We start from the raw sequence: 21,620 nt of genomic DNA, 5'->3' as shown, positions 1-21,620 counted from the left end.
CGGTGTCGCTTACGCGGTCGGTCATCAGCTGGCCCTGGCGACAGCCTGTGGCTCTGGTCCTTGTTTTGCTCCTGAGTCTGGTGCTGGGCGGGCTGCCGTTTGTCATTGTGGCGGCCAACCGGCTGGTCAGCGGCCAGTCCCTGATGCTCTGGCAAACCGCACACGGCAGCCTGGTGCTCCCGCTGTGGCTGATGCTGGTGGCACTGTTATGGATACGATCGTCTTCCCTGCGCAGCGCCCTGCAATTCCTCACCGCCGCCCTGCTGTTGGCGGCGCTGACTGGCGTGTGCGGCGATCAGGCAACATGGGTGGCGGAGCAGGGTAGCCGGCTCGCGCGTACCCGGTTTGCCAGCGGCATGTGGTGTGCAAGTGCCATTACGCTATTGCTCATCACGGATACGGTGCGTCAGTTAACCAAACATAAGCGCTGGCAGCTCGTGCTGAATCTGTCGGTCTGGATCATCCCTCTGTTTCTGCTGTTCAGCGGTCAACTTTCACAGCTGTCTCTGCTTAAAGAATATGCCAGTCGTGAGGCGGTGTTCGATGCCGCTTTACTGCGCCATCTGACGTTATTAGTCGGCACCGTTCTGCCTGCCTTACTCATCGCGTTGCCGCTTGGCATAGCGCTCTACCGACGGCCTGGCTGGCAAAGCAGTGTGTTTGGCGTACTGAATGTCGTTCAGACAGTGCCCTCAGTGGCGTTGTTTGGTTTACTGATTGCCCCGCTGGCGGCGCTGGCAAAACGTGTTCCCCTGGCAGGTGAATGGGGCATCAGCGGCATTGGGATGGCGCCCGCGATCATCGCCCTGGTGCTCTATGCGCTGTTGCCGCTTGTGCGCAATGTGGTGACCGGTCTGCAACAGGTGCCTCCGGACGTGCGCGAAACTGCGCGCGGCATGGGACTGAGTCGCCGCCAGCAGTTCCTTGCCGTTGACGTCCCCCTGGCGTTGCCAGTGTGGCTGGCAGGATTACGTGTGGTGGTGGTGCAGACGCTGGGCATGGCGGTGATCGCGGCGCTGATTGGCGCAGGCGGATTCGGCGCCATTATTTTCCAGGGATTGCTGAGCAATGCGCTGGATCTGGTGCTGTTAGGCGTGATCCCGGTCATTGCGCTGGCGGTCATGCTGGATGCGTTATTTCGGGTAGTGATAGCCCTGCTGGAGCGAAGCGATGATTGAGTTTGAGCGCGTCACAAAATACTTTGCGGGCCAGGCGGCGGTGAAAAATCTTTCTCTGACGCTTGCCGAGGGAAGCTTTAGCGTTCTGTTGGGTACGTCGGGTTCCGGCAAGTCGACCACGCTGAAAATGATTAACCGCCTGGTGGAGTACGATCAGGGCGATATTCGCTTTCGGGGGACGTCGATTCGTCAGCTGGATGCGCAGGCCCTGCGCCGACAAATGGGCTATGCGATTCAGTCGACGGGGTTATTTCCCCACTGGACGATCGAAAAGAATATTGCCACGGTGCCCGCCTTGCTTGGCTGGCCGAATGCACGCCGCCAGGCACGAATTGCGGAACTCATCACGCTACTGAATCTGGATCCGGCCTTATTGCGTCGCTATCCGCATCAGCTTTCCGGCGGGCAGCAGCAGCGCGTCGGGGTTGCCCGGGCGCTGGCAGCCGATCCCCAGGTGTTACTGATGGATGAACCGTTTGGTGCACTGGATCCGGTAACGCGCAGCGCGCTACAACAGGAAATGTTACGTATCCATCAGGTCTCCGGCTGCATGATTGTGTTGGTGACGCATGATATTGATGAAGCCCTGACGCTGGCCGACAACATCGTGCTGCTCCATGACGGTGAGATCGTTCAGCAGGGGAAACCGCTGACGTTACTGACCCGGCCAGGCAACGATTTTGTCCGGGATTTTTTTGGCCGCAGTGAAAGAGGACTGCGGCTACTGGCGCTCGGACAGGTCGGCAGCGTGGTGCGTCATGGCGAATGGCTGGAAGCAGAACCGCTCAGGGCAGATCTGACGTTACGTGAGGCGCTGTCGCAGTTTATCAGTCGCGGCACCGATAAATTGCCGGTAGTCGATGGCGATCACCGCCCGCTTGGTGTGCTTCACTTCGCTGACCTGCTGCATCATGCGGAGACGGGCCGATGCGACGGTTAGCCGATCCGCTACTGTGGCTGGTGCTGCTCTATCTGGGACTGCTCTGGGCGATGCCCTACAGTGGGCCGCTGTTTGCCGCCTGGTTCCCTGAACTTGCGCGCCCACTCTACCAGCAGGACAGTTTCTGGCAACTCACCCTGGCGCACCTGTTTTTAGTGGTCGTAGCCAGTCTGCTGGCAACCGTTATTGGCGTCGGCTGTGGCGTGCTGGCGACGCGTCGCAGTGGTCGCGCTTTCCGCCCTCTGCTGGAAACCATTGCGGCAGCCGGTCAGACCATCCCGCCTGTGGCCGTACTGGCCATTGCGATACCGGTGATGGGATTTGGCGCCTGGCCCGCGATCGTGGCATTACTGCTCTATGGTTTGCTGCCTATCCTTCAGGGCACCTTAGCAGGGCTGGACAACGTGCCTGCCAGCAGCCGGGAGATTGCCGTAGGGGTGGGAATGAGCCGTTGGCAGCGCTTATGGCAGGTGGAGCTCGCCCTGGCCGCGCCAGTGATTATTGCGGGAATGCGCACGTCGGTGATTATCAATATCGGTACGGCAGCCATCGCCTCTACCGTAGGGGCAAAAAGCCTGGGATCGCCCATCATTATTGGATTAAGCGGCTTTAATACCGCCTATGTGCTGCAGGGCGCTTTACTGGTCGCACTGTTGGCGATTGTCTGCGATCGCCTGTTTGAACGGCTACAGCGCAGATTTAGCGTGAATGGACGATGAGCGAATAGCCAACCAGCATCAGCCCACTGGTTCCGCCAAGCGCCAGAATAGCAAACAGCGTGGCGAAAAAGGTTTTTTTCCAGTTCATAAATAACCTGAAGGTGTTGATGTGAAGGCGGGGATGATAGCGCGCGCAAGGCAGCCGTCATAGTGCCGAGCGTGCGTTTTTGTGTCAGTGAGCCTCATGCAAAAGAACAGAGAATCCCTGCTCCTGCCAGTGCGACAGTTGTTCCTGCTGACGACGCGTCAGTTTTTTCCCCGTAAAAACAAACATATTCAGCCCGGGAAACAGCTCCGGTCGCGGAACATCCAGCGGTTCTGACAGCACATCAATCCGCCAGCCGTGCTGGGATAACCGCCAGCCTTCCAGCCAGATGCGGGTTCGATCCTCAATGCCCCAGCCAATGATCAGCGCTTCCTTGCCTGCCTTTTTGCGATTACTGGCAAGACAGAACGCCACATAGTCGATCAGAATGCCGTCCAGCAGGCTGCACATCGTGCGGGCCGTATTCTGATCAAGGCTGAGTTTTTGCCTTACGGGCATAAAAACATGATCGATCAACGAATCGACTGCATATTCGCGGCCAATTAAGGCGATTTTATTGCGTAGCTTTGCCGGTCTGACATGGCGCAGTATGCTGATAAGCTCGTCCTGCATAGCCGTCCAGCCATCATGCGTATCAACATCGCCGCCTTCCAGTAGGGCTTTTACCTTGCCTACCGGGACTCCACTCTCAATCCAGCGCATAATTTCCTGGATGCGCTGAACATCTTCTTCATCGAACTGTCGATGACCGCCTTCAGTACGTTGTGGTTTCAATAATCCATAACGTCGTTGCCAGGCGCGTAAGGTAACCGGATTTATGCCACAGCGCTCGGCGACGTCGCCGATACTGTATAAGGTCATATTTACCTCTTTCACTGACCTGAATGAAACCACCATAGCGAAGCCTGTTAAGTTGTACAACCAATTTTTAAATGTACAACTTGACGGCTGCGCTTAAATGGTGTCCTATCTCAATTGTGAGAATTAAATTTCATAATAGAGATAAAAATGGCTGCTGATAATACTGAACAACGCCTCGCGGCTCGCCTGGCAGAACTGCGCATAAAACAGGGCTGGTCACTGGATGAGTTATCCACCGCAACAGGCATTAGCCGGGCAACATTATCGCGTATTGAGCGCGCTGAAACCAGTCCAACGGCTGCTCTCCTGAACCGCTTATGCGTCGCTTACAGTTTAACAATGTCACGCCTGTTGAGCGAAGTTGAAGAAGGTAACGATCTGCTGATTCCGCGCGATCGCCAACCGGTCTGGCAGGACGAAGCCAGCGGTTTTATTCGCCGTAACGTATCGCCGCCTGCGGCCACCTTCCGATGTGAGCTTATTGAGGGAACGCTGCGACCGGGTGCCCGTATTGATTATAATGCGCCGCCCGTGCAGGGCATGGAGCAGCATATCTGGCTGCGACAAGGGCAACTGACGGTAACGATGGGCGCGCAGAGCTGGACACTCGGTGCGGGCGACAGCCTGCGTTTCCATCTTACGGGCGCATCCGGCTTTCAGGCGCATCTGACTGAGGGTGCGCGTTACCTGCTGGTGGTATGTAAACCATGACACTCTATGAATCACTCAGCGCCGGTGCGGCGCACCAGGCGTTAAGCGAGCTGGTCGAGGTTTTACAGGCCTGTGTCGCCGACGGGGCCAGCGTCGGGTTTATCGATCCCGATGACCGGGCGGCCATTCATCAGTTCTGGCAACGTCAGCTTGCCGGACTGGAACAGGGCCAAAGTGAGCTGCTGGTCGCCCGTCAGCATGGCACGGTTGTCGCGACGGTTATGCTGAACGCGAGCGCAATGCCGAATGGCCGACACCGGGCCGAGATCAGTAAATTATTAGTGCATCCCCGCGCGCGGCGGCAGGGCATTGCACGCCAGTTAATGCAGCAGGCAGAGCAGCGGGCACGCCAGCAGGGGAAACGCTTACTGGTGCTGGACACGCGGCGTGGCGATGTTGCCAGCGAGCTTTACCTGGCGCTGAACTGGCAGGTGGCCGGATTTATTCCTCTCTATGCGGAATCCATTCACGGTGAGATGGACGCGACCACGGTGATGTTTAAGCTGCTGACGTAGCGGATGTGCTGCGAGAGTGCGCCGGGTCAACGGGATCGGCAATCAAACATGCACTGCGCCGCGCGGTTTGTCCGGTGCTCAGCCCGCTCGCCTTGCCGCCCGTTTCTGAAGCGGGCACGAAAAAACAGACCTGAAAGCTGACGACACCGCAATACTGTGTAAAAATACAGGCCAATGAGTAACACGGTAATCTGAACATGGCCCTGACAGCAGCAATAAAAAGCCAGATAGCACAGTGGTACAAAGCGCTGCAGCAACAGGTGCCCGATTTTATTCCTCGCCCGGCCCAGCGTCAGATGATTGCTGAGGTGGCAAAATGCCTGTCGGGTGATGACGGTCGTCACCTGGCCGTGGAAGCGCCTACGGGCGTGGGCAAAACCCTTTCTTATCTGATCCCCGGTATCGCCGTCAGCCGTGCCGAAGAGAAACGGCTGGTGATCAGCACGGCCAACGTGGCCTTGCAGGATCAAATCTTCAGCAAAGACTTGCCGTTGCTGAAAAAAATCATTCCGGATTTAACCTTTACAGCGGCCTTTGGGCGGGGACGTTACGTCTGCCCGCGTAACCTGGCTGCGCTGGTGGCGGATGATCATCAGCAGGCTGATTTGCTGTTCTACCTGGATGATGACGCGGTCAGCAGCACCAAAGACGAGCAGATCCTGTGCGGACGGCTGCAAAAGTCACTCGATCGCCATCAGTGGGATGGCCTGCGCGATCACAGCGATGAAAACGTCAGCGACAGCCTGTGGCAGCGCCTGTCGACGGATAAAGCCAGTTGTCTGGGCGTGCATTGTCGCTGGTATCGGGAGTGTCCGTTTTTTATCGCGCGACGTGAAATCGAGCAGGTCGATGTGGTGGTCGCCAACCACGCGCTGGTGATGGCGGCAATGGAAAATGAATCGGTATTGCCGCCCGCCAAAAACCTGATGCTGGTGGTGGATGAAGGCCACCATCTGCCCGACGTGGCGCGGGATGCGCTGGAGATGAGCGCGGATATCACGCCGGGCTGGACCAGCCTGCAGCTCGATCTGTTTGTCAAACTGGTCGAGGCGATAATGAGCCAGATGCGGCCCAAATCGCCGCCTCCGCTGGCCAGTTCTGAACGCCTGAAAGCGCACTGTGATGAACTGCGCGAGTTACTGACCGTGATAAGCGATGCATTGAGCCCGCTGTTACCCGCGCATAATCAGCCCGGCGAGTTTCGCTTTGTATTGGGCGCGTTGCCTGAGGATGTGCTGGCGCTGTGCGCGCGTCTGTTTAAGCTGAGCGATGCGCTGCGCGGGCTGGCAGAGGGACTGATCAACGCGCTGAGTGAACAAACCGGTAGCGTTGATCTGGTCCGTCTGCATCGTAATTTATTGCAGCTTAACCGCCACTTTGGCTGGTTTGAATCGGTCAGCAAACTGTGGCGGCTGGCCGCGATGGAGAAAGCCTCTGGCGCACCCGTCTCCAAATGGATTACCCGCGAGCTGCGTGAGGGACAGGCACATCTCTTGTTTCACTGCGCAGGCATTCGCGTCTGCGATCAACTGGAAAAAATGCTGTGGCGGAAAATCCCGCATGTGGTGGTGACCTCTGCGACACTGCGCTCATTAAACAGTTTTACCCGCCTGCAGGAGATGTCCGGGCTGAATGAAAAGGCCGGGGACCGCTTCGTGGCGCTGGACTCGCCGTTCAGCCACGTCGACCAGGGTAAGCTCGTTATCCCGCAGATGCGCTACGAGCCGCTGATGGCGAATGAAGCAGCCCATATCGCCGAGATGGCGGCCTTTTTTCGCCAGCAAATGCAGACCGATAAACACAAAGGCATTCTGGTCCTCTTTGCCAGCGGTCGGGCCATGCAGCAATTTGTCGAGGCGTTGCCCGAGTTGCGCCTGATGATGCTGGTGCAGGGCGATCAACCGCGTAGCCGGCTGATCGCCCTGCACCGTAAGCGGATAGAACAGGGCGAAACCAGCATTCTGATTGGTTTACAGTCCTTTGCCGAGGGGCTGGATTTAAAAGGCGAGCTGCTCAGCCAGGTGCACATTCATAAAATCGCTTTCCCGCCCATAGACAGTCCGGTAATTTTAACCGAGGGAGAGTGGCTAAAAAGTCTCAAACGCTATCCGTTTGAAGTGCAAAGCCTGCCCAGCGCCTCCTTTACGTTAATTCAGCAGGTCGGGCGCTTAATTCGCAGCCACCAGTGCTATGGCGAAATCGTGATTTACGATCGCCGTCTGCTGAGCAAAGCTTACGGTGCCCGGCTGTTAGCCGCGTTGCCCGTGTTCGCCATTGAACAACCGGTGACGCCTGAGCCTGAAGCCCTGAAGGCCCGATCCAAACCTGGCGCGCGCAAACCGCGTGCGACGCGGCGTTAAGTCGGTACCACTGAACGGAAACGAGTGATGGAACTGAATAAAATTATCAAAGAAGTCGGGCGTGGTAAGAACCATGCACGTGATATTGATTTCGACAGTGCCGTTGCACTTTACGGCGCTATGCTGGACGGCAGCGTACCGGATCTTGAAATGGGCAGTATTTTAATTGCCCTGCGTATCAAGGGCGAGGGCGAGGCGGAGATGCGCGGATTTTATCAGGCGATGCAGGCGCGTATGCTGCGCCTGCAGGCACCCGCAGGCCGTCCGATGCCCGTGGTCATTCCCAGCTATAACGGTGCGCGTCGTCAGGGCAATCTGACGCCCCTGTTGGCGCTGGTGCTGAACCGGCTGGGTTTGCCAGTGCTGGTTCACGGCGTCAGCGACGATGCGACGCGCATCACCAGCGAAGCGGTGTTTGCGGCGCTGGGCATCATGCCGGTCACCACTGCAGAGCAGGCGCAGACGTTGCTCGACAAGGGCAAACTGGTGTTTATCACCATCGATCACCTCTGTCCGCCAATGGCAAAACAGCTGTCGCTGCGCTGGCGCATGGGCGTCCGCAACAGCGCCCATACGCTGGCAAAACTGGCCACCCCGTTTGGCGAACGCGAGGCGCTACGCCTGTCGAGCGTCTCGCATCCCGAATACGTGCCGCGGGTGGCAACGTTTTTTAATGATATCGATGCCCCGGCTATTTTGCTGAATGGCACAGAGGGCGAGGTTTACGCCAATCCGCAGCGCTGCCCGTCCATCAGCTACGTGGGCGGTGCTGGACAGCAGGCCGAGGTCTGGGTGGAGAGGCAGCCGGAAATCAGTGTAGCGCTGCCCGCGGACAAATCGGCAGAGGAGACCGCGCGCTGGACGCAGGAGGTGCTGAATCAGCAACGTCCACTGCCCGCCTCGCTGCGTCTGCAGATTGCCTGCTGCCTGCGTGCCAGCGGTGAGGCGGCGACGCTGCAGGCCGGTCTGGACAGGCTCGCGGCAGCGGGTTTTTAAGCGCGCGTCTGTGGCAGAGCCTGTTCCACCAGGTTCTGCCAGAACTGGATTCCGGTCGGAATCAGCGCATCGTTGAAGTCATAATGGGCATTGTGCAGCGGTGCGGAGGGCGTTGCGCCATCGGCACCCAGCCAGAAGTAGGCGCCCGGGCAGGCTTCCAGCATACAGGCAAAGTCTTCCGAGGCCATGGACGGATTCACCTGCCAGCGCACCTGGCCTTCGCCGAAGGTACTAACGGCAACGTCATGCACCTGCTGAGCCGGGCCAGCATGATTCGCCGTTACCGGATAGCCGGGCAGCCAGTGAATGGCCCCACCCACGCCAAAAGGTTTCGGCAGCGTCGTCACAAAATCATCAATAAGGGCATGAACCCGTTTGCGCACGTCGTCCTGCAGACAGCGCACCGTTCCGCGCAGAACAATCTGCTCCGGAATCACGTTAATCGCCTCACCGCCCTGAATCTGGGTGACGCTGACAACCGCAGATGACAGCGGCGACAGGCGACGTGAGGGAATAGTTTGCAGCGCCAGGATCAGTTCGGCGGCGACCACCATCGGATCGGCACCGCTCTCCGGCATGGCCGCATGGCAGCTCTTACCGCTCAGGGTGATTTCAAAGGCGTCCAGCGAGGCCATCATTGCGCCTGGATTGACGGCCAGCGATCCCAGCGGTAAGCCCGGCCAGTTATGCATCGCGTAAACGGCATCCATCGGGAAGCGCGTAAATAAGCCCTCTTCAACCATTTTGCGTGCACCACCCAGATTCTCTTCCGCCGGCTGAAAAATGAAATGCACAGTGCCGCTGAAGCGACGCGTAGCCGCCAGATGTTTTGCTGCCGCCAGCAAAATTGCCGTGTGACCATCATGGCCGCAGGCATGCATCACGCCGGGCGTGGCAGAGCGCCAGGCCGCATCACCTTTCTCGTTGATCGGCAGCGCATCCATATCCGCGCGCAGGCCGATAACCGGTCCGGCGCCATTTTCCAGCGTGCCCACCACGCCGGTGCCAGCCAGACCGTGAAACACCTGCAGGCCTGCAAGTTCCAGCTCCTGAGCGACCTTATCGCTGGTCTGATGTTCCTGATAACCCAGTTCAGGTTCGCGATGAAACTGATGGCGCCAGCGCAGCGCTTCGTCAAGCAGGGCAGGGGAAAGAGTCATGCAGTATCGCGCTCCATATCATTCAGGAAGCTTCACTTTAGAGATCTGACAGCGGTACGTCTATTACCGAAAAGGCGAAATGGGATGACAGGCTAAATCAAAATGGAATAAGTAATAAGCAAGTGTACAAAAATGCAGTCGTTTATGCCGGTTCTCGTTTCACGCACAGAAAGCCAATACCGATAAGGCTGTCTTAGCAGGACGGATCGGCCAGCAGGGGCACGGCACAGGCTCCCGGTAAGATCCATCGTACTCTGGCATTCGATGACGCCTTGGGTTCAACACGGTTTATGGGCGTATCATCCGGATTGTCCTAGGTTCATTACCGTCTGACGTGGCTCGATGTGACAGCAGGCTGGGGCTGTGCGGTTCCGGCATGGTGCTCGCCGGAACCGCGCGTTTTGATACCGTTATTGCATCGGTAAGTTCAGTCCGTGCTTTTGGGCACAGGTCTGCGCCAGTTCATAGCCGGCATCGGCATGGCGCATCACGCCGGTGGCGGGATCGTTCCACAGCACGCGGCCCAGACGCGCATCTGCCGCTTCACTGCCGTCACACACAATCACCATGCCGGCGTGCTGAGAGAAGCCCATGCCCACACCGCCGCCGTGGTGCAGACTGACCCAGGTCGCACCGCCCGCCGTGTTAAGCAGGGCGTTCAGTAATGGCCAGTCAGAGACCGCGTCCGAACCGTCTTTCATCGCTTCGGTTTCACGGTTGGGCGAAGCGACGGAACCGCAGTCGAGATGATCGCGGCCAATGACTATCGGCGCTTTCAACTCGCCGGTGCGCACCATGTCATTAAAGGCCAGCGCCGCAAGATGGCGTTCGCCCAGCCCCAGCCAGCAGATACGTGCCGGTAACCCCTGGAAAGCGATGCGTTCCTGCGCCATATCCAGCCAGCGATGCAGCGTTTTATGTTCAGGGAAGAGCGCTTTGAGTTTAGCGTCCGTTTTATAGATATCCTCCGGATCGCCAGACAGGGCCACCCAGCGAAACGGTCCTTTGCCCTCGCAAAACAGGGGACGGATATAGGCGGGCACAAAACCGGGGAAATCAAACGCGTTGCTGACACCTTCATCCAGCGCGACCTGGCGGATATTGTTGCCATAATCCACAGTAGGGATGCCCATGTGACAAAAGTCGAGCATCGCCTGCACATGCACCGCCATGGAGGCGCGGGCGGCTTTTTCTACGGCTTTAGGATTCGCCTTACGTTCCTGCTCCCAGCGCGACACATCCCAGTCAATCGGCAGATAGCCGTTGACGGGATCGTGCGCCGAGGTTTGATCGGTCACGATGTCCGGCTTCGGCCCACCGGCTTTGGCGCGTTTCACCAGCTCCGGCAGGATTTCTGCCGCGTTGCCTAACAGACCCACGGAGATTGCCTTTTTCGCCTGCGTGGCCGCGTGGATTAACGTCAGGGCTTCATCCAGCGAGGTGGCTTTGTGATCGACATAGCGGGTGCGTAAACGGAAATCGATACGCGATTCCTGACATTCAATGGCCAGCACGCAGGCCCCGGCCAGCACGCCGGCCAGCGGTTGGGCACCGCCCATGCCGCCTAATCCGGCCGTCAGGATCCAGCGTCCACTTAAATCATTGTTGTAATGCTGACGTCCGGCCTCGACAAACGTCTCGTAGGTGCCCTGTACAATCCCCTGCGCACCGATGTAAATCCAGGAACCGGCGGTCATCTGGCCGTACATCATCAGCCCGGCCTTATCGAGTTCATGGAAGTGATCCCAGTTGGCCCAGTGCGGCACCAGATTGGAATTAGCCAGCAGTACGCGTGGCGCATCCGCATGGGTGCGAAACACGCCAACCGGCTTGCCCGACTGGATCAGCAGGGTTTCGTCGGGTTGCAGCACCTGTAGCGAACGTAAAATTTGCTCAAAGCATGCCCAGTTACGCGCGGCTTTACCAATCCCGCCATAGACCACCAGATCCTCCGGGCGCTCTGCCACATCGGGATCGAGGTTGTTCTGAATCATGCGGTATGCCGCTTCAATCAACCAGTTTGCGCAGTGCAGTGTATTTCCACGCGGCGCACGAATCTCGCGTGCTACCACTTTTGCCAGGGTTTCGCTCATGACGGATTCCTTTTTCAACTGAATGGGTGCCCATGCTGGGTAACAATGCGGTGAGTGCCTGCGGCCAGTCGCAGCGGCTTGCCCACTGGCGCATCGCTTCGATGTCCGGTGCCAGCAGGCGGTCTTCCTCAAGGAAGGCGACGCGTTCGCGGATCGTGCCAATGGCCTGTTCTATCAGTGCAGAACTTTGCAGGGGACGATGAAACTCAATGCCCTGGGCCGCTGCCATGGCTTCAATGCCGACTACCGCCGCGCTGTTAAAGCACATGTCGCCCAGTCGGCGGGCGGCATAGGTGGCCATCGACACGTGATCTTCCTGGTTAGCCGAGGTAGGCAAACTGTCGACGCTGCCGGGATGCGCCAGCGATTTATTTTCGGAGGCGAGCGCCGCCGCGGTGACCTGAGCAATCATAAAACCGGAGTTCACGCCGCCGTCGCGGACCAGGAAAGGGGGCAGACCGGACAAACCGGTATCCAGCAGCAGGGCCAGTCGACGTTCAGAGATGGCGCCCACTTCGGCGACGGCCAGGGCAATAATGTCTGCGGCAAAAGCCACAGGTTCAGCATGGAAGTTGCCACCGGAGATCACATCACCGGTTTCGGTGAACACCAGCGGGTTATCGGACGCGGCGTTGGCTTCAATCTGCAGGATGCGGGCGGCATGGCTGAGGTTATCCAGACACGCTCCCATGACCTGGGGGACGCAGCGGACAGAGTAGGGGTCCTGCACGCGCCCACAATGGGTATGAGAACCCAGGATCTCGCTGCCTTCAATCAGGGCGGTGACGGCGGCCGCCACGGCAATCTGGCCATGCTGGCCACGCGCCTGATGAATACGCGCGTCGAACGGTTTTAATGAGCCTTTAATCGCTTCCAGCGACAGCGCGCCCGCCATTAAGCCTGCGGCAAACAGATTTTCCGCTTCGAACAGGCCGCGCAGTGCCAGCGCAGTCGATACCTGGGTACCGTTGAGTAAGGCCAGCCCTTCTTTGGGACCCAGCACAAACGGCGTCAGGCCCACTTTTGCCAGACCTTCCGTCGCCGGAATGCGTTCACCGTTGACCCGTACTTCACCTTCACCCAGCAGCATCAGCGACATGTGCGCCAGTGGGGCCAGATCGCCAGAGGCCCCCACCGATCCTTTGGCGGGAATGCACGGCATCACGCCCGCATTGAACAGGGCCAGCAACGCCTCCACCAGTTCAATCCGCACGCCAGAATGACCACGGGAAAGGCTGATGATTTTGCTGGCGACCACCAGGCGCGTCACGTTATCGGGCAGAAGTTCCCCCAGGCCGACGCTGTGAGACAGCACCAGGTTTCGCTGCAGATCGGCAAGACGGCTGGCGGGGATTTGAGTCTGCGCAAGTTTACCGAAACCGGTATTGATGCCGTACACCACGCTACCGGAGGCCACAATCGCTTCAACGGTTTGTTGCGCTTCAGTGATGGCGCGGCGAGCGCCGTCATCAAGGCTGAGTGTGACGTTACCTTGATATATTGCGCGCAACATCGCGAGATCGACCTTGCCTGGCACCAGACGTAATCCCTGAGACGAACCTGACATACTTTGCTCCTGTCTATACAAGGGTTGGCTTATTCGCTGGCCGTTCTGTTGACCCGAATAGCGGAATAACGCGAGTGAAACATAACTGTCTATTCTTGTCTATACAAGCTGCAATCGGCATGCCAGACCGATCACAAAATTGATCAGGCATTAACAGAGGGCTAACGTGGGCAGCAGGCGGGTTTCCTGCACCGCTGTAAGGCAACAGGTGCACGGTTTACGTGCCGATCTCAGGCTGGAATGTATATACATCCAGCCCGTCAGGCAGTAAACTTTGGGCATTATCAGCTTAAGGAATACGATATGGCCGAGCACACGGCAATTGCACAACTGGCAGCGGCCATGAGTGACGAACCCGCACCCATCTATCAACGGGTTAAACAGGCGATCATCAGCCAGATCCGTGAAGGCCACTGGAAAGCTAACCAACGGGTGCCTTCAGAAAGCGAGCTGGTGAATGAGCTTGGCGTAAGTCGTATGACGATTAACCGGGCATTGCGGGAATTAACCAGCGAAGGATTTCTGGTACGTATGCAAGGCGTTGGTACGTTTGTCGCGGAGATGAAAGGCTACACAGCCATGCTTGAGGTGCACAACATCGCGGATGAAATTGCGCAGCGGGGTCATCAGCACAGTTGCAAAATTCTCACCATTGGTCAGAATAAAGCCGATCCGGAGCAGGCTTCCGTTCTGGGCCTGACAACCGGACAAACGCTGTTTCATTCTCTGATTGTGCATTATGAAAATGACATGCCGGTGCAGCTGGAAGATCGGCTGGTGAATCCACAACTGGCCCCGGATTACCTGGCCCAGGATTACCACACGCTCACGCCTTATACGTACCTGATGCGCGCGGCACCGTTGACGGCGGGTGAACATATCGTTGAGGCGGTGATGCCGGATGCGCGACAGCGTAAATATCTGGCGATTGATGAGCACGAGCCTTGTCTGCTCATCCGTCGCCAGACCTGGAGCGATAACAAGATTGTGACCTATGCGCGTTTACTCTATCCCGGCTCGCGTTACAAGCTGCTGGGGCGCTTTAAAGGGCACGGGTAAGACGAATAAACAGTAACCTCGCATCCTGGCTGTCCGGCTGCAGCCGGGTCGGATGATCGACCCACCAGACGCCGTGCTGCTCCGCTAACGGTGCATCGTTCACGATGCGCCATTCTCCTGCCAGCACCCAGGCCACACCGTGCTCGCTGCTGACGGCGTCGGTGACGACGTCAGCCTGTGCCCGCCATTCGCCTCGTCGTGTCATGATGTTAAAATCCTGACTGGGCGCTTTACCCTGCAACTGAGCCTCAAGTGCCTGCTCCCCCGCAAAAGCCCAGGGCTTTTCCGGCAACAGGCGATGCGCGACGTTCTCGCCACGCAGCAGAACAGGGCTGCCGTTTAGCAGAGTGATAATGCGATCGACACCGGTAAACGCCGAGAAGGGCCCGTCGCTGGCGATGGTGGCAATACTGGCGCGCCAGGCGAAGTCGCTTGCCCCGGGCGGATAGCCGATAATTTCACGTGTTTCGCCACCGCCGTTGCGCCAGCGACTGACGGGTAAGCTGTCTAGAGAAAAAACGCTTCTCATCGCAACGCTGCCATTGCCTGCGCGAAACGGGCTGCACAGGCTTCTTCTTCTGCATGATGGCCATCGCTGATCACCCGGTTACCCGCCACATACACGTCGCGAATCTGCTCGCGCTGGCCAGCAAACAGCCAGCGATTGAGCAGGGCAGACTCATCCACACTGCCCAGCCAGGCGTCATCGCGTAATACCAGCCAGTCGGCGCGTTGCCCGACGGCCAGCGCCCCACTCTTTATTCCGCAGGCCTGGGCACCGCCCGCCGCGGCCTGTTGCCACAGCAGATCGCCGACTGAGGGCTGGTCGGGCAGCGTGATGCGATTGCGACGACGGTCGCGCAGGCGTTGGGCATATTCAAGCCAGCGCAACTCCTCCTGAACACTGAGCGAGACATGACTGTCAGAGCCAATGCCCCAGCGTCCGCCCTGGGCGATATAGTCCACGGCGGGAAAAATACCGTCACCGAGGTTGGCTTCCGTGGTCGGGCAGAGCCCGGCAACCGCACCGCTGGCGGCAAGGCGCGTCACTTCGCTGTCATCAAGATGCGTTGCATGAATCAGGCACCAGCGTGCATCGACATCGAAACGCGTCATCAGCCAGCTCACCGGACGCTCGCCGCTCCAGGCCAGACTGTCATTGACTTCCTTCTCCTGCTCGGCGATGTGAATATGGATGGGTAACGTGGTCTCGCTGGCGCTGAGCACGGCATGCATTTGCGCTTCACTGACTGCGCGCAGTGAGTGAAAGCAGAGGCCTGCGTTGTGCAGGGGTTTATCTTTTATCCATGTCTGAAGACGTACCTGCTGTTGCAGATAGCTGTCGGTCTGCTGAATAAAGCGCTTTTGTCCCGGCACCGGCGGCTGAGCGCCAAAACCGCTGTAGCTGTAAAGCACCGGTAGCAACGTCTGACCTATGCCTGCCGTCTCTGCCGCCGCAATAAGCTGGCGCAGCATGGCATCGTCCGCATAAGGTTTACCGTCAATATCGTGATGCAGATAATGAAATTCTGCGACCTGGCAATAGCCGCCTTTTAGCATATCGATATACAGCAGGGCGGCGATATCACCTACCTGCCCGGGCGTCAGACGCTGCACCATGCGATACATCCGATCGCGCCAGGTCCAGAAGCTGTCCTGCGGATCGCCCGCCACTTCAGCCAGACCGGCCATGGCACGTTGAAAAGCATGTGAATGCAAATTCGCAATAGCGGGAATCACGTTACCGGCTAAACGTGTCGCTTCCCTGTCATCACCGTCGGGCGTAATCGCATCAATCATGCCCGCCGCGTTGACGCTGATACGCACCTGTTTATGCCAGCCTCCGGCCAGCCATGCGCGTGGCGCAAAAAAAGTTGCCATGGTTGATCCTCAAGGGATGTGGTTGTATATACATATACATACTTTAAAGTTTGCTGTAAACGGCAAGCGCATTGTGAGGCGGGAATGGCAGAAAAACTCCAGGTAGACAGCGTGTGGAGCGGGGCAGATGTGGTAACCATGCAAAGCGGCCACTATCATCTTATCGAACAGGGTGCGCTGGCAGTAAAGGCGGGCAGGCTGGTATGGGTTGGGCCCGCCGCCGCGATGCCGGCTTTTGAGGCGCGTGAACATCATCGTCTGCCGGGCGGGATCATCACGCCGGGTTTAGTGGACTGCCACACGCATCTGGTTTTTGGTGGCAATCGCAGTCAGGAGTTTGAGCAGCGCCTCAACGGCGTGAGCTATGCCGATATTGCGGCCCAGGGCGGCGGCATCCTTTCTACCGTTCGGGCCACCCGTGACGCCAGTGAACAAACGTTAGTGGAGACAGCCCGCTGGCGGTTGAATCGCTTGCTGGCCGAGGGCGTGACCACCGTCGAGATTAAATCCGGTTACGGTCTGGATGAAGAAAGTGAATTACGTATGCTGCGTGCAATTCGACAGCTCAGTCAGGAGGTGGCTGCGGATGTGCAGGCCACCTGCCTGGCCGCTCATGCGGTTCCGCCCGAATTTAAACAGGATCCCGATGGCTGGATCACGATCATCTGTGACCGCCTGTTACCTCAGATCAGCGCCGAAGGCCTGGCGGATGCGGTGGATGCATTTTGCGAACATCTGGCGTTTACCCCGCAGCAGGTCGCCCGGGTATTTGACCGGGCAACGGCGCTGGGCATGCCGGTGAAACTGCATGCCGAGCAGCTTTCCTCTTTGGGCGGTGCGGCGCTGGCCGCCCGTTATGGCGCGCTGTCCGCCGATCATCTGGAATATGCAACGGAAACGGATGTTCAGGCAATGGCAGAACAGGGTACGGTAGCCGTGTTATTGCCCGGCGCGTTTTATCTGCTGCGGGAAACGCAGCGCCCGCCGGTAGCGTTGTTCCGACGCTATGGTGTGCCCATGGCACTGGCGAGTGATGCCAACCCCGGCACATCGCCCGCGCTGTCGCTGCGCCTGATGCTGAATATGGGCTGCACCCTGTTCGGCATGACACCGGAAGAAGCGCTGGCAGGCGTGACCCTGTGGGGGGCAAAGGCGTTGGGGCTGGAGGCAAGTCACGGTTCGCTGGAGGCGGGAAAAGTGGCCAGTTTTGTTCACTGGCCGCTGGCCCGCCCGGCGGAGCTGGTTTACTGGCTGGGCGGTGAACTGCCCTGTACCGTTATCTACCGCGGAGAAGTACAATGACACCTTTTCATTTTACCCAAGGGACTATCCCGCTGCTGGTCAGTATTCCCCATGCCGGCACGATGTTAACACCGGAAGTTGAAGCCGGGCTCAGCGATGCCGCCCGTGACTTACCGGATACGGACTGGCACATTCCACAACTTTATGATTTTGTGCGTGATATGGGAGCCAGTCTGGTCATTGGCCGCTACTCACGCTTTGTTGTCGATCTCAATCGTCCCTCAGACAATCAACCGCTTTATACGACCGCCACCACCGGCCTGTTTCCGGAAACCCTGTTTGACGGCACGCCGACGTTTGTTGCGGGCAAAGCCCCCACGGATGCACAGCGACAGGGATATATTCAGACAATCTGGCAGCCTTATCATCAGCAGATCCAGCAGACGCTGGCGCAGATGAAAGCGGAATTTGGCTATGCGCTGCTGTTTGACGCTCATTCGATTGCCAGTGAAATTCCACGACTGTTTGACGGTCGCCTGCCGGATCTCAATATTGGTACCAATGACGGGGCCAGTTGCAGCAAACGCGTCATCGACGGGCTGACATCGATATGCAGCGCGCAGGATCGCTATAGCTGGGTCGTCAATGGCCGTTTCAAAGGCGGCTACATTACGCGCGCTTACGGTCAACCCGATCGGCAGATCCAGGCGGTGCAACTGGAGCTGTCGCAAATCAATTATATGGACGAGACACCGCCCTTTACCTGGCATGAAGCCCGCGCGGCAGAACTGAAAAAAGTCCTGAAGCCGCTGTTACACAGCTTTGTGGCGCAGGGCAAGGGCTGACGGCGACGTTCGTGATGCGTAGCGCCCGCCTGTCAGACGCAGGAATGTCACAGTAAAGCGCACTGGTCCGCGACGCGCCTGGCGGCAACGGCGCGAAGTCGTTACCCGCTGGCAGGACGATCGCTGGCTGGCACCTGAGATCGCCCGTGCGGTCAAAACGTTACGAACGCATTCGGCAGAACTGCTCTGACTTAGCTGCGGCGCGCATCGGGCCGCACCAGGTCAAAGCGCTGTGCTTCACTAATGCCGTAATACGCGCTGGGTCCACCGGCGCGTAAAATCGGTTCCGCTTTCGCCGTCTGATAAATACCGTTTTCCAGCAGGCTTTCGTCAATATGGATGGCAACGGCTTCGCCCAGCACCAGCCAGCTGTCGATGGCGCGCCCGCCGGCATCCTGTAACTGAATCAGTTGTGTCAGCCTGCATTCAAAATTCACCGGACTTTCCTGTACCAGACAGGCCTTGACCTGCGAGGCGGCCAGAGGGGTCAAGCCTGCCAGGGCAAACTCGTCCTGATCGGCTGGGGCAGAAATTGAGCTTTCATTCATGGCCTCCGCCAGCGGTCGGGTCGCCAGATTCCAGACAAATTCTTTTGTTTCAGCGATGTTTTGCACACTGTCTTTCCAGCCGCTGCTGGCGAAGCCAATAATGGGCGGCTGGTAATTGAAACAGTTAAAAAAACTGTAGGGCGCAAGGTTGCGCACGCCTTTTGCGCTGGTGCTGCTGATCCAGCCTATTGGACGTGGGCCAATGATGGCATTCAGTGGATCGTGAGGCAAACCGTGTCCGGCGCGGGGCTGATAGGAATAGCGTTTATGCATCGTCATCTCCTGGATAAAAACAGAGTCTAGCCTGGCCTGTCCGCCATGCGTTAAACCGTCAGAGCCGCACCGCTTTTTTGCGCATTGTTAACCAGATTAGTCTGGTTCAGCGACAGGAGGGAATGTTCTGTACTACAGCATTAATAACGATAAATATCAAAAGCTTAATTATTTATTTGATGAGCAATCCGCGAAAAGGTGTGTTTAAAAAGTAAACGAAAGTTAAACGGAATCATTTTATACATTTTGTGCTAATGAAAGTTTCGTATTTGTTTAACGAAACTGAGGCATTATGCAATCTCATCAATTGTTCTCGTGGTCGAATATGAAAAAAATTCTTGTTACAGGATCTTCTGGATTCGTTGGTGGTGCAGTCGTGGCAGAATTGCTGATGCGCCAGGATGTTGAGTTATTGCTGCTCGTCAGAGCCAGCGATGCTAACCAGGGACTGGAGAGGGTTAAAGATAATTTAACCAAGTTTTCATGTTCGGCGCAGGCGATTGCGCGCCTGACAGCAGATCAGATTCTGGTCGGCGATTTGCTGGCCCCGGAGCTTTTCCTGGATGATGCGCGCATCGATCAGATCAGCCACGTTATCAACTGCGCAGCGATTGCGTCATTTGGTGAGAATAACGATATCTGGCGCGTCAACGTGGAAGGGACGTTTAAACTGGCCGCCAGAATGGCAGCCTTGCCTGAGTTTGTTAAATTCGTCCACGTCGGCACGGCGATGTCGTCTGCCCCGGATCACGGTGAGATTGTAAAAGAAGATCTGGTGCTGTCTTCACGCGAAGATCACATTGTCGATTACACCTATTCCAAGTCGTATATCGAAAATAAGATCAAACAGGAATTGCCGCATCTGCCACTGGTCATCGCGCGTCCGTCCATTGTGGTGGGCCACTCTCAGGAAGGGTGCACGCCGTCAGGCAGCATCTTCTGGGTGTTTAAAATGGTCATGAAGCTGGAGAAATTCCTCTGCTCACTCGATGACCGTGTTGATGTCATCCCGGTAGACTACTGTGCCAAATCGCTGGTGTTCCTGATGGATCATGGCTGCACCGAGGAGATGGTTTATCACATCTCTGCTGGCGAGCGCAGCAGTAATACCTTCTCTGAAATTGATTCGGCTTTTGCCAGTGCAGAAAAAAGTGCCCCGTTGGCACCGAATTATCTGCAGGTTGATTTCAGCGAAATCGTTAAAGAGCGTAAGAACTTTAAAAAGATCTACGGACCCTGCAACGAACGTCTGATGTTGCGCGCAATGCGTCTTTACGGCGAGTTCGCCCGTCTGAATGTAGTGTTCTCTAACGACAAATTACTGCGTCTGGGCATGAGCTCACCGCCAGGATTCACCAGCTATATTGACCGCTGTGTTGAAACCACCCGGGGCATGCCGATTCAGGATTTAATGCGCGTCGATTTTAAATAATCCCGCAGACTTAACGCCCCGCCAGCATTGTTGCTGGCGGGGCGCATTTTGCTTTTTTGCTCACCTCGCTTTCCTGCAACGACGCCGTACCCTCGCGATTTCGCACGTCCGCAACGTCGGCCTGCTGGCCGCTCTGTCCGAGAATGCGGTTTATTTTCTGCCCGCCACAGCGTATTGTACGCGCGCCTGAAAATATGAGAGAACGTATGAAAAAGTCTGCCAGCCCGTCCCCTTTCCATGCCCGTAACCGCCACCAGGGTGAATATGATTTTGCCGCGCTGACGGCAGCGCACCCGCCGCTGGCAGAAAAAGTCCGGCCCAACGGCTATGGCGTCATGTCGGTGGACTTTGCCGATCCTGAAGCGGTCATGCTGTTGAATCAGGCGCTGCTTAAACGGTTCTACGGCCTTGACTGGCAACTGGCGCCTGGTTCGTTGTGCCCGCCCGTGCCGGGGCGCGCTGACTATCTTCACTACCTGGCCGATTTACTGGCACTGGACAACCAGGGCAGGATCCCGCCGGCGGACATCCTGGATATTGGCTGCGGGGCGAACTGTATTTATCCCCTGATCGGCGCGGCGGAATATGGCTGGCGTTTTACCGGCACGGATATTGATGACGAGGCACTAAAAACGGCGACAAAAATTGTCGCGGCGAACCCGGGCATGCAACGCCTGATCCGCCTGCGTCGGCAAAAAAATCCCGCCGTGGTGCTGAATGGCGTGGTGAACAAGAATGAAAACTTCCATGCGGTCATCTGCAATCCGCCTTTTCACGCTTCTGCGGCAGAGGCGGCGGCCGGTTCACAGCGCAAAACGCGCAACCTGGGACTGGCACCGGCTGCACCGCTGAACTTTGGCGGCCAGCACAATGAATTGTGGTGCGAAGGGGGAGAAAAGGGCTTTGTCGGGAAAATGATCGCTGAAAGCGCCAGTCTGGCTCAGCAGGTCGTCTGGTTTACATCGCTGGTATCGCGCAAAGAGCATTTACCCGCGCTGGAGAAACAGCTGAAGGCGCTGGATACCCAGGTGGTACGTGTGGTCAATATGGCGCAGGGGCAGAAGCAGAGCCGGTTCCTGGCATGGAGCTTTATGTCCGCCGCCCAACGCGCGCAGCGATTGTCCCGCTAACGCAGGCGCTTACGTCAGTTCGCCGCATCATCGTGTGGCGTCGCCAGAGAAAAACGGGCCGCCT

19 protein-coding genes are annotated in these 21,620 nt (G+C 57.6%); 12 read left to right on the top strand and 7 right to left on the bottom strand.

Annotated features, from left to right (window positions below; genetic code table 11):
- Positions 1 to 2: 2 nt before the first annotated feature.
- The 3 genes from RAC60_RS06975 to RAC60_RS06965 are packed head-to-tail and all read left to right on the top strand — an operon-like array spanning position 3 to position 2,837.
- Complete coding sequence (locus tag RAC60_RS06975) at positions 3 to 1,178, top strand: ABC transporter permease (protein WP_375093257.1); 1,176 nt, start codon at positions 3 to 5, stop codon at positions 1,176 to 1,178.
- On the top strand, positions 1,171 to 2,118 hold the full coding sequence (locus RAC60_RS06970) for an ABC transporter ATP-binding protein (RefSeq protein WP_375093148.1): 948 nt from the start codon (positions 1,171 to 1,173) through the stop codon (positions 2,116 to 2,118). Before RAC60_RS06975 ends, RAC60_RS06970 begins: the two co-directional genes overlap by 8 nt.
- The gene (locus RAC60_RS06965) at positions 2,106 to 2,837 is read left to right on the top strand and encodes an ABC transporter permease (protein WP_033737703.1); all 732 of its coding nucleotides are present in this window, start codon (positions 2,106 to 2,108) and stop codon (positions 2,835 to 2,837) included. Before RAC60_RS06970 ends, RAC60_RS06965 begins: the two co-directional genes overlap by 13 nt.
- 172 nt (positions 2,838 to 3,009) lie before the next feature.
- On the opposite strand, the gene RAC60_RS06960 is transcribed toward RAC60_RS06965, so the two are convergent.
- On the bottom strand, positions 3,010 to 3,744 hold the full coding sequence (locus RAC60_RS06960) for a MerR family transcriptional regulator (protein WP_006118575.1): 735 nt from the start codon (positions 3,742 to 3,744) through the stop codon (positions 3,010 to 3,012).
- 147 nt (positions 3,745 to 3,891) lie between these two features.
- On the opposite strand from RAC60_RS06960, the gene RAC60_RS06955 reads away from it, so the two are divergent.
- The 4 genes from RAC60_RS06955 (at position 3,892) to ybiB (ending at position 8,326) form a co-directional block, all read left to right on the top strand.
- Complete coding sequence (locus RAC60_RS06955; RefSeq protein ID WP_058701062.1) at positions 3,892 to 4,455, top strand: helix-turn-helix domain-containing protein; 564 nt, start codon at positions 3,892 to 3,894, stop codon at positions 4,453 to 4,455.
- Positions 4,452 to 4,970 carry a GNAT family N-acetyltransferase gene (locus RAC60_RS06950; protein WP_039341460.1) on the top strand — a complete coding sequence of 173 codons (519 nt, stop codon included), beginning with the start codon at positions 4,452 to 4,454 and terminating at the stop codon, positions 4,968 to 4,970. Before RAC60_RS06955 ends, RAC60_RS06950 begins: the two co-directional genes overlap by 4 nt.
- Positions 4,971 to 5,167: 197 nt before the next feature.
- Positions 5,168 to 7,330 carry an ATP-dependent DNA helicase DinG gene (gene dinG, locus RAC60_RS06945; RefSeq protein ID WP_058707633.1) on the top strand — a complete coding sequence of 721 codons (2,163 nt, stop codon included), beginning with the start codon at positions 5,168 to 5,170 and terminating at the stop codon, positions 7,328 to 7,330.
- Positions 7,331 to 7,357: 27 nt separating this feature from the next.
- On the top strand, positions 7,358 to 8,326 hold the full coding sequence (ybiB, locus tag RAC60_RS06940) for a DNA-binding protein YbiB (RefSeq protein WP_375093145.1): 969 nt from the start codon (positions 7,358 to 7,360) through the stop codon (positions 8,324 to 8,326).
- Here the strand turns inward: ybiB and RAC60_RS06935 are convergent.
- The 3 genes from RAC60_RS06935 to hutH form a co-directional block, all read right to left on the bottom strand.
- Positions 8,323 to 9,486 carry a M20 aminoacylase family protein gene (locus tag RAC60_RS06935; RefSeq protein ID WP_375093144.1) on the bottom strand — a complete coding sequence of 388 codons (1,164 nt, stop codon included), beginning with the start codon at positions 9,484 to 9,486 and terminating at the stop codon, positions 8,323 to 8,325. The genes ybiB and RAC60_RS06935 overlap by 4 nt on opposite strands.
- Positions 9,487 to 9,896: 410 nt before the next feature.
- Entirely contained in the window at positions 9,897 to 11,579 is a 1,683-nt protein-coding gene (hutU, locus tag RAC60_RS06930) for a urocanate hydratase (protein ID WP_375093142.1), read from the bottom strand.
- A complete protein-coding gene (gene hutH / locus RAC60_RS06925) occupies positions 11,494 to 13,146 on the bottom strand; it encodes a histidine ammonia-lyase (RefSeq protein ID WP_375093140.1) in 1,653 nt (550 codons plus the stop codon). The genes hutU and hutH overlap by 86 nt, the downstream gene beginning before the upstream one ends.
- A 303-nt stretch (positions 13,147 to 13,449) precedes the next feature.
- Here hutH and hutC point away from each other — a divergent pair, with 303 nt between their 5' ends.
- Entirely contained in the window at positions 13,450 to 14,205 is a 756-nt protein-coding gene (gene hutC, locus RAC60_RS06920) for a histidine utilization repressor (protein WP_039341448.1), read from the top strand.
- Here the strand turns inward: hutC and RAC60_RS06915 are convergent.
- Positions 14,189 to 14,734, bottom strand: a complete 546-nt coding sequence (locus RAC60_RS06915; RefSeq protein ID WP_263758833.1) for a HutD family protein — start codon at positions 14,732 to 14,734, stop codon at positions 14,189 to 14,191. The genes hutC and RAC60_RS06915 overlap by 17 nt on opposite strands.
- Positions 14,731 to 16,086: a formimidoylglutamate deiminase gene (locus RAC60_RS06910; protein ID WP_058701054.1), complete on the bottom strand. Its 1,356-nt coding sequence runs from the start codon at positions 16,084 to 16,086 to the stop codon at positions 14,731 to 14,733. Before RAC60_RS06910 ends, RAC60_RS06915 begins: the two co-directional genes overlap by 4 nt.
- A gap of 84 nt (positions 16,087 to 16,170) precedes the next feature.
- On the opposite strand from RAC60_RS06910, the gene hutI reads away from it, so the two are divergent.
- The gene (gene hutI / locus RAC60_RS06905) at positions 16,171 to 17,388 is read left to right on the top strand and encodes an imidazolonepropionase (RefSeq protein WP_375093137.1); all 1,218 of its coding nucleotides are present in this window, start codon (positions 16,171 to 16,173) and stop codon (positions 17,386 to 17,388) included.
- A complete protein-coding gene (gene hutG, locus RAC60_RS06900; RefSeq protein ID WP_375093136.1) occupies positions 17,385 to 18,173 on the top strand; it encodes an N-formylglutamate deformylase in 789 nt (262 codons plus the stop codon). The genes hutI and hutG overlap by 4 nt, the downstream gene beginning before the upstream one ends.
- Positions 18,174 to 18,364: 191 nt before the next feature.
- Here the strand turns inward: hutG and RAC60_RS06895 are convergent, their stop codons facing one another.
- A complete protein-coding gene (locus RAC60_RS06895; RefSeq protein ID WP_375093134.1) occupies positions 18,365 to 18,994 on the bottom strand; it encodes a flavin reductase family protein in 630 nt (209 codons plus the stop codon).
- 325 nt (positions 18,995 to 19,319) lie between these two features.
- Between RAC60_RS06895 and RAC60_RS06890 the strand changes: the two genes are divergently transcribed.
- Both RAC60_RS06890 and rlmF read left to right on the top strand, forming a co-directional pair.
- Positions 19,320 to 20,426 carry an SDR family oxidoreductase gene (locus RAC60_RS06890; RefSeq protein ID WP_033737689.1) on the top strand — a complete coding sequence of 369 codons (1,107 nt, stop codon included), beginning with the start codon at positions 19,320 to 19,322 and terminating at the stop codon, positions 20,424 to 20,426.
- Positions 20,427 to 20,632: 206 nt separating this feature from the next.
- Positions 20,633 to 21,556 carry a 23S rRNA (adenine(1618)-N(6))-methyltransferase RlmF gene (gene rlmF / locus RAC60_RS06885; RefSeq protein ID WP_324028691.1) on the top strand — a complete coding sequence of 308 codons (924 nt, stop codon included), beginning with the start codon at positions 20,633 to 20,635 and terminating at the stop codon, positions 21,554 to 21,556.
- Positions 21,557 to 21,620: the final 64 nt, after the last annotated feature.

The organism is Pantoea sp. BR_17, from assembly GCF_041955125.1.
Lineage (GTDB): Bacteria > Pseudomonadota > Gammaproteobacteria > Enterobacterales > Enterobacteriaceae > Pantoea > Pantoea stewartii.
This window is presented reverse-complemented; position numbering and strand designations above follow the sequence as displayed.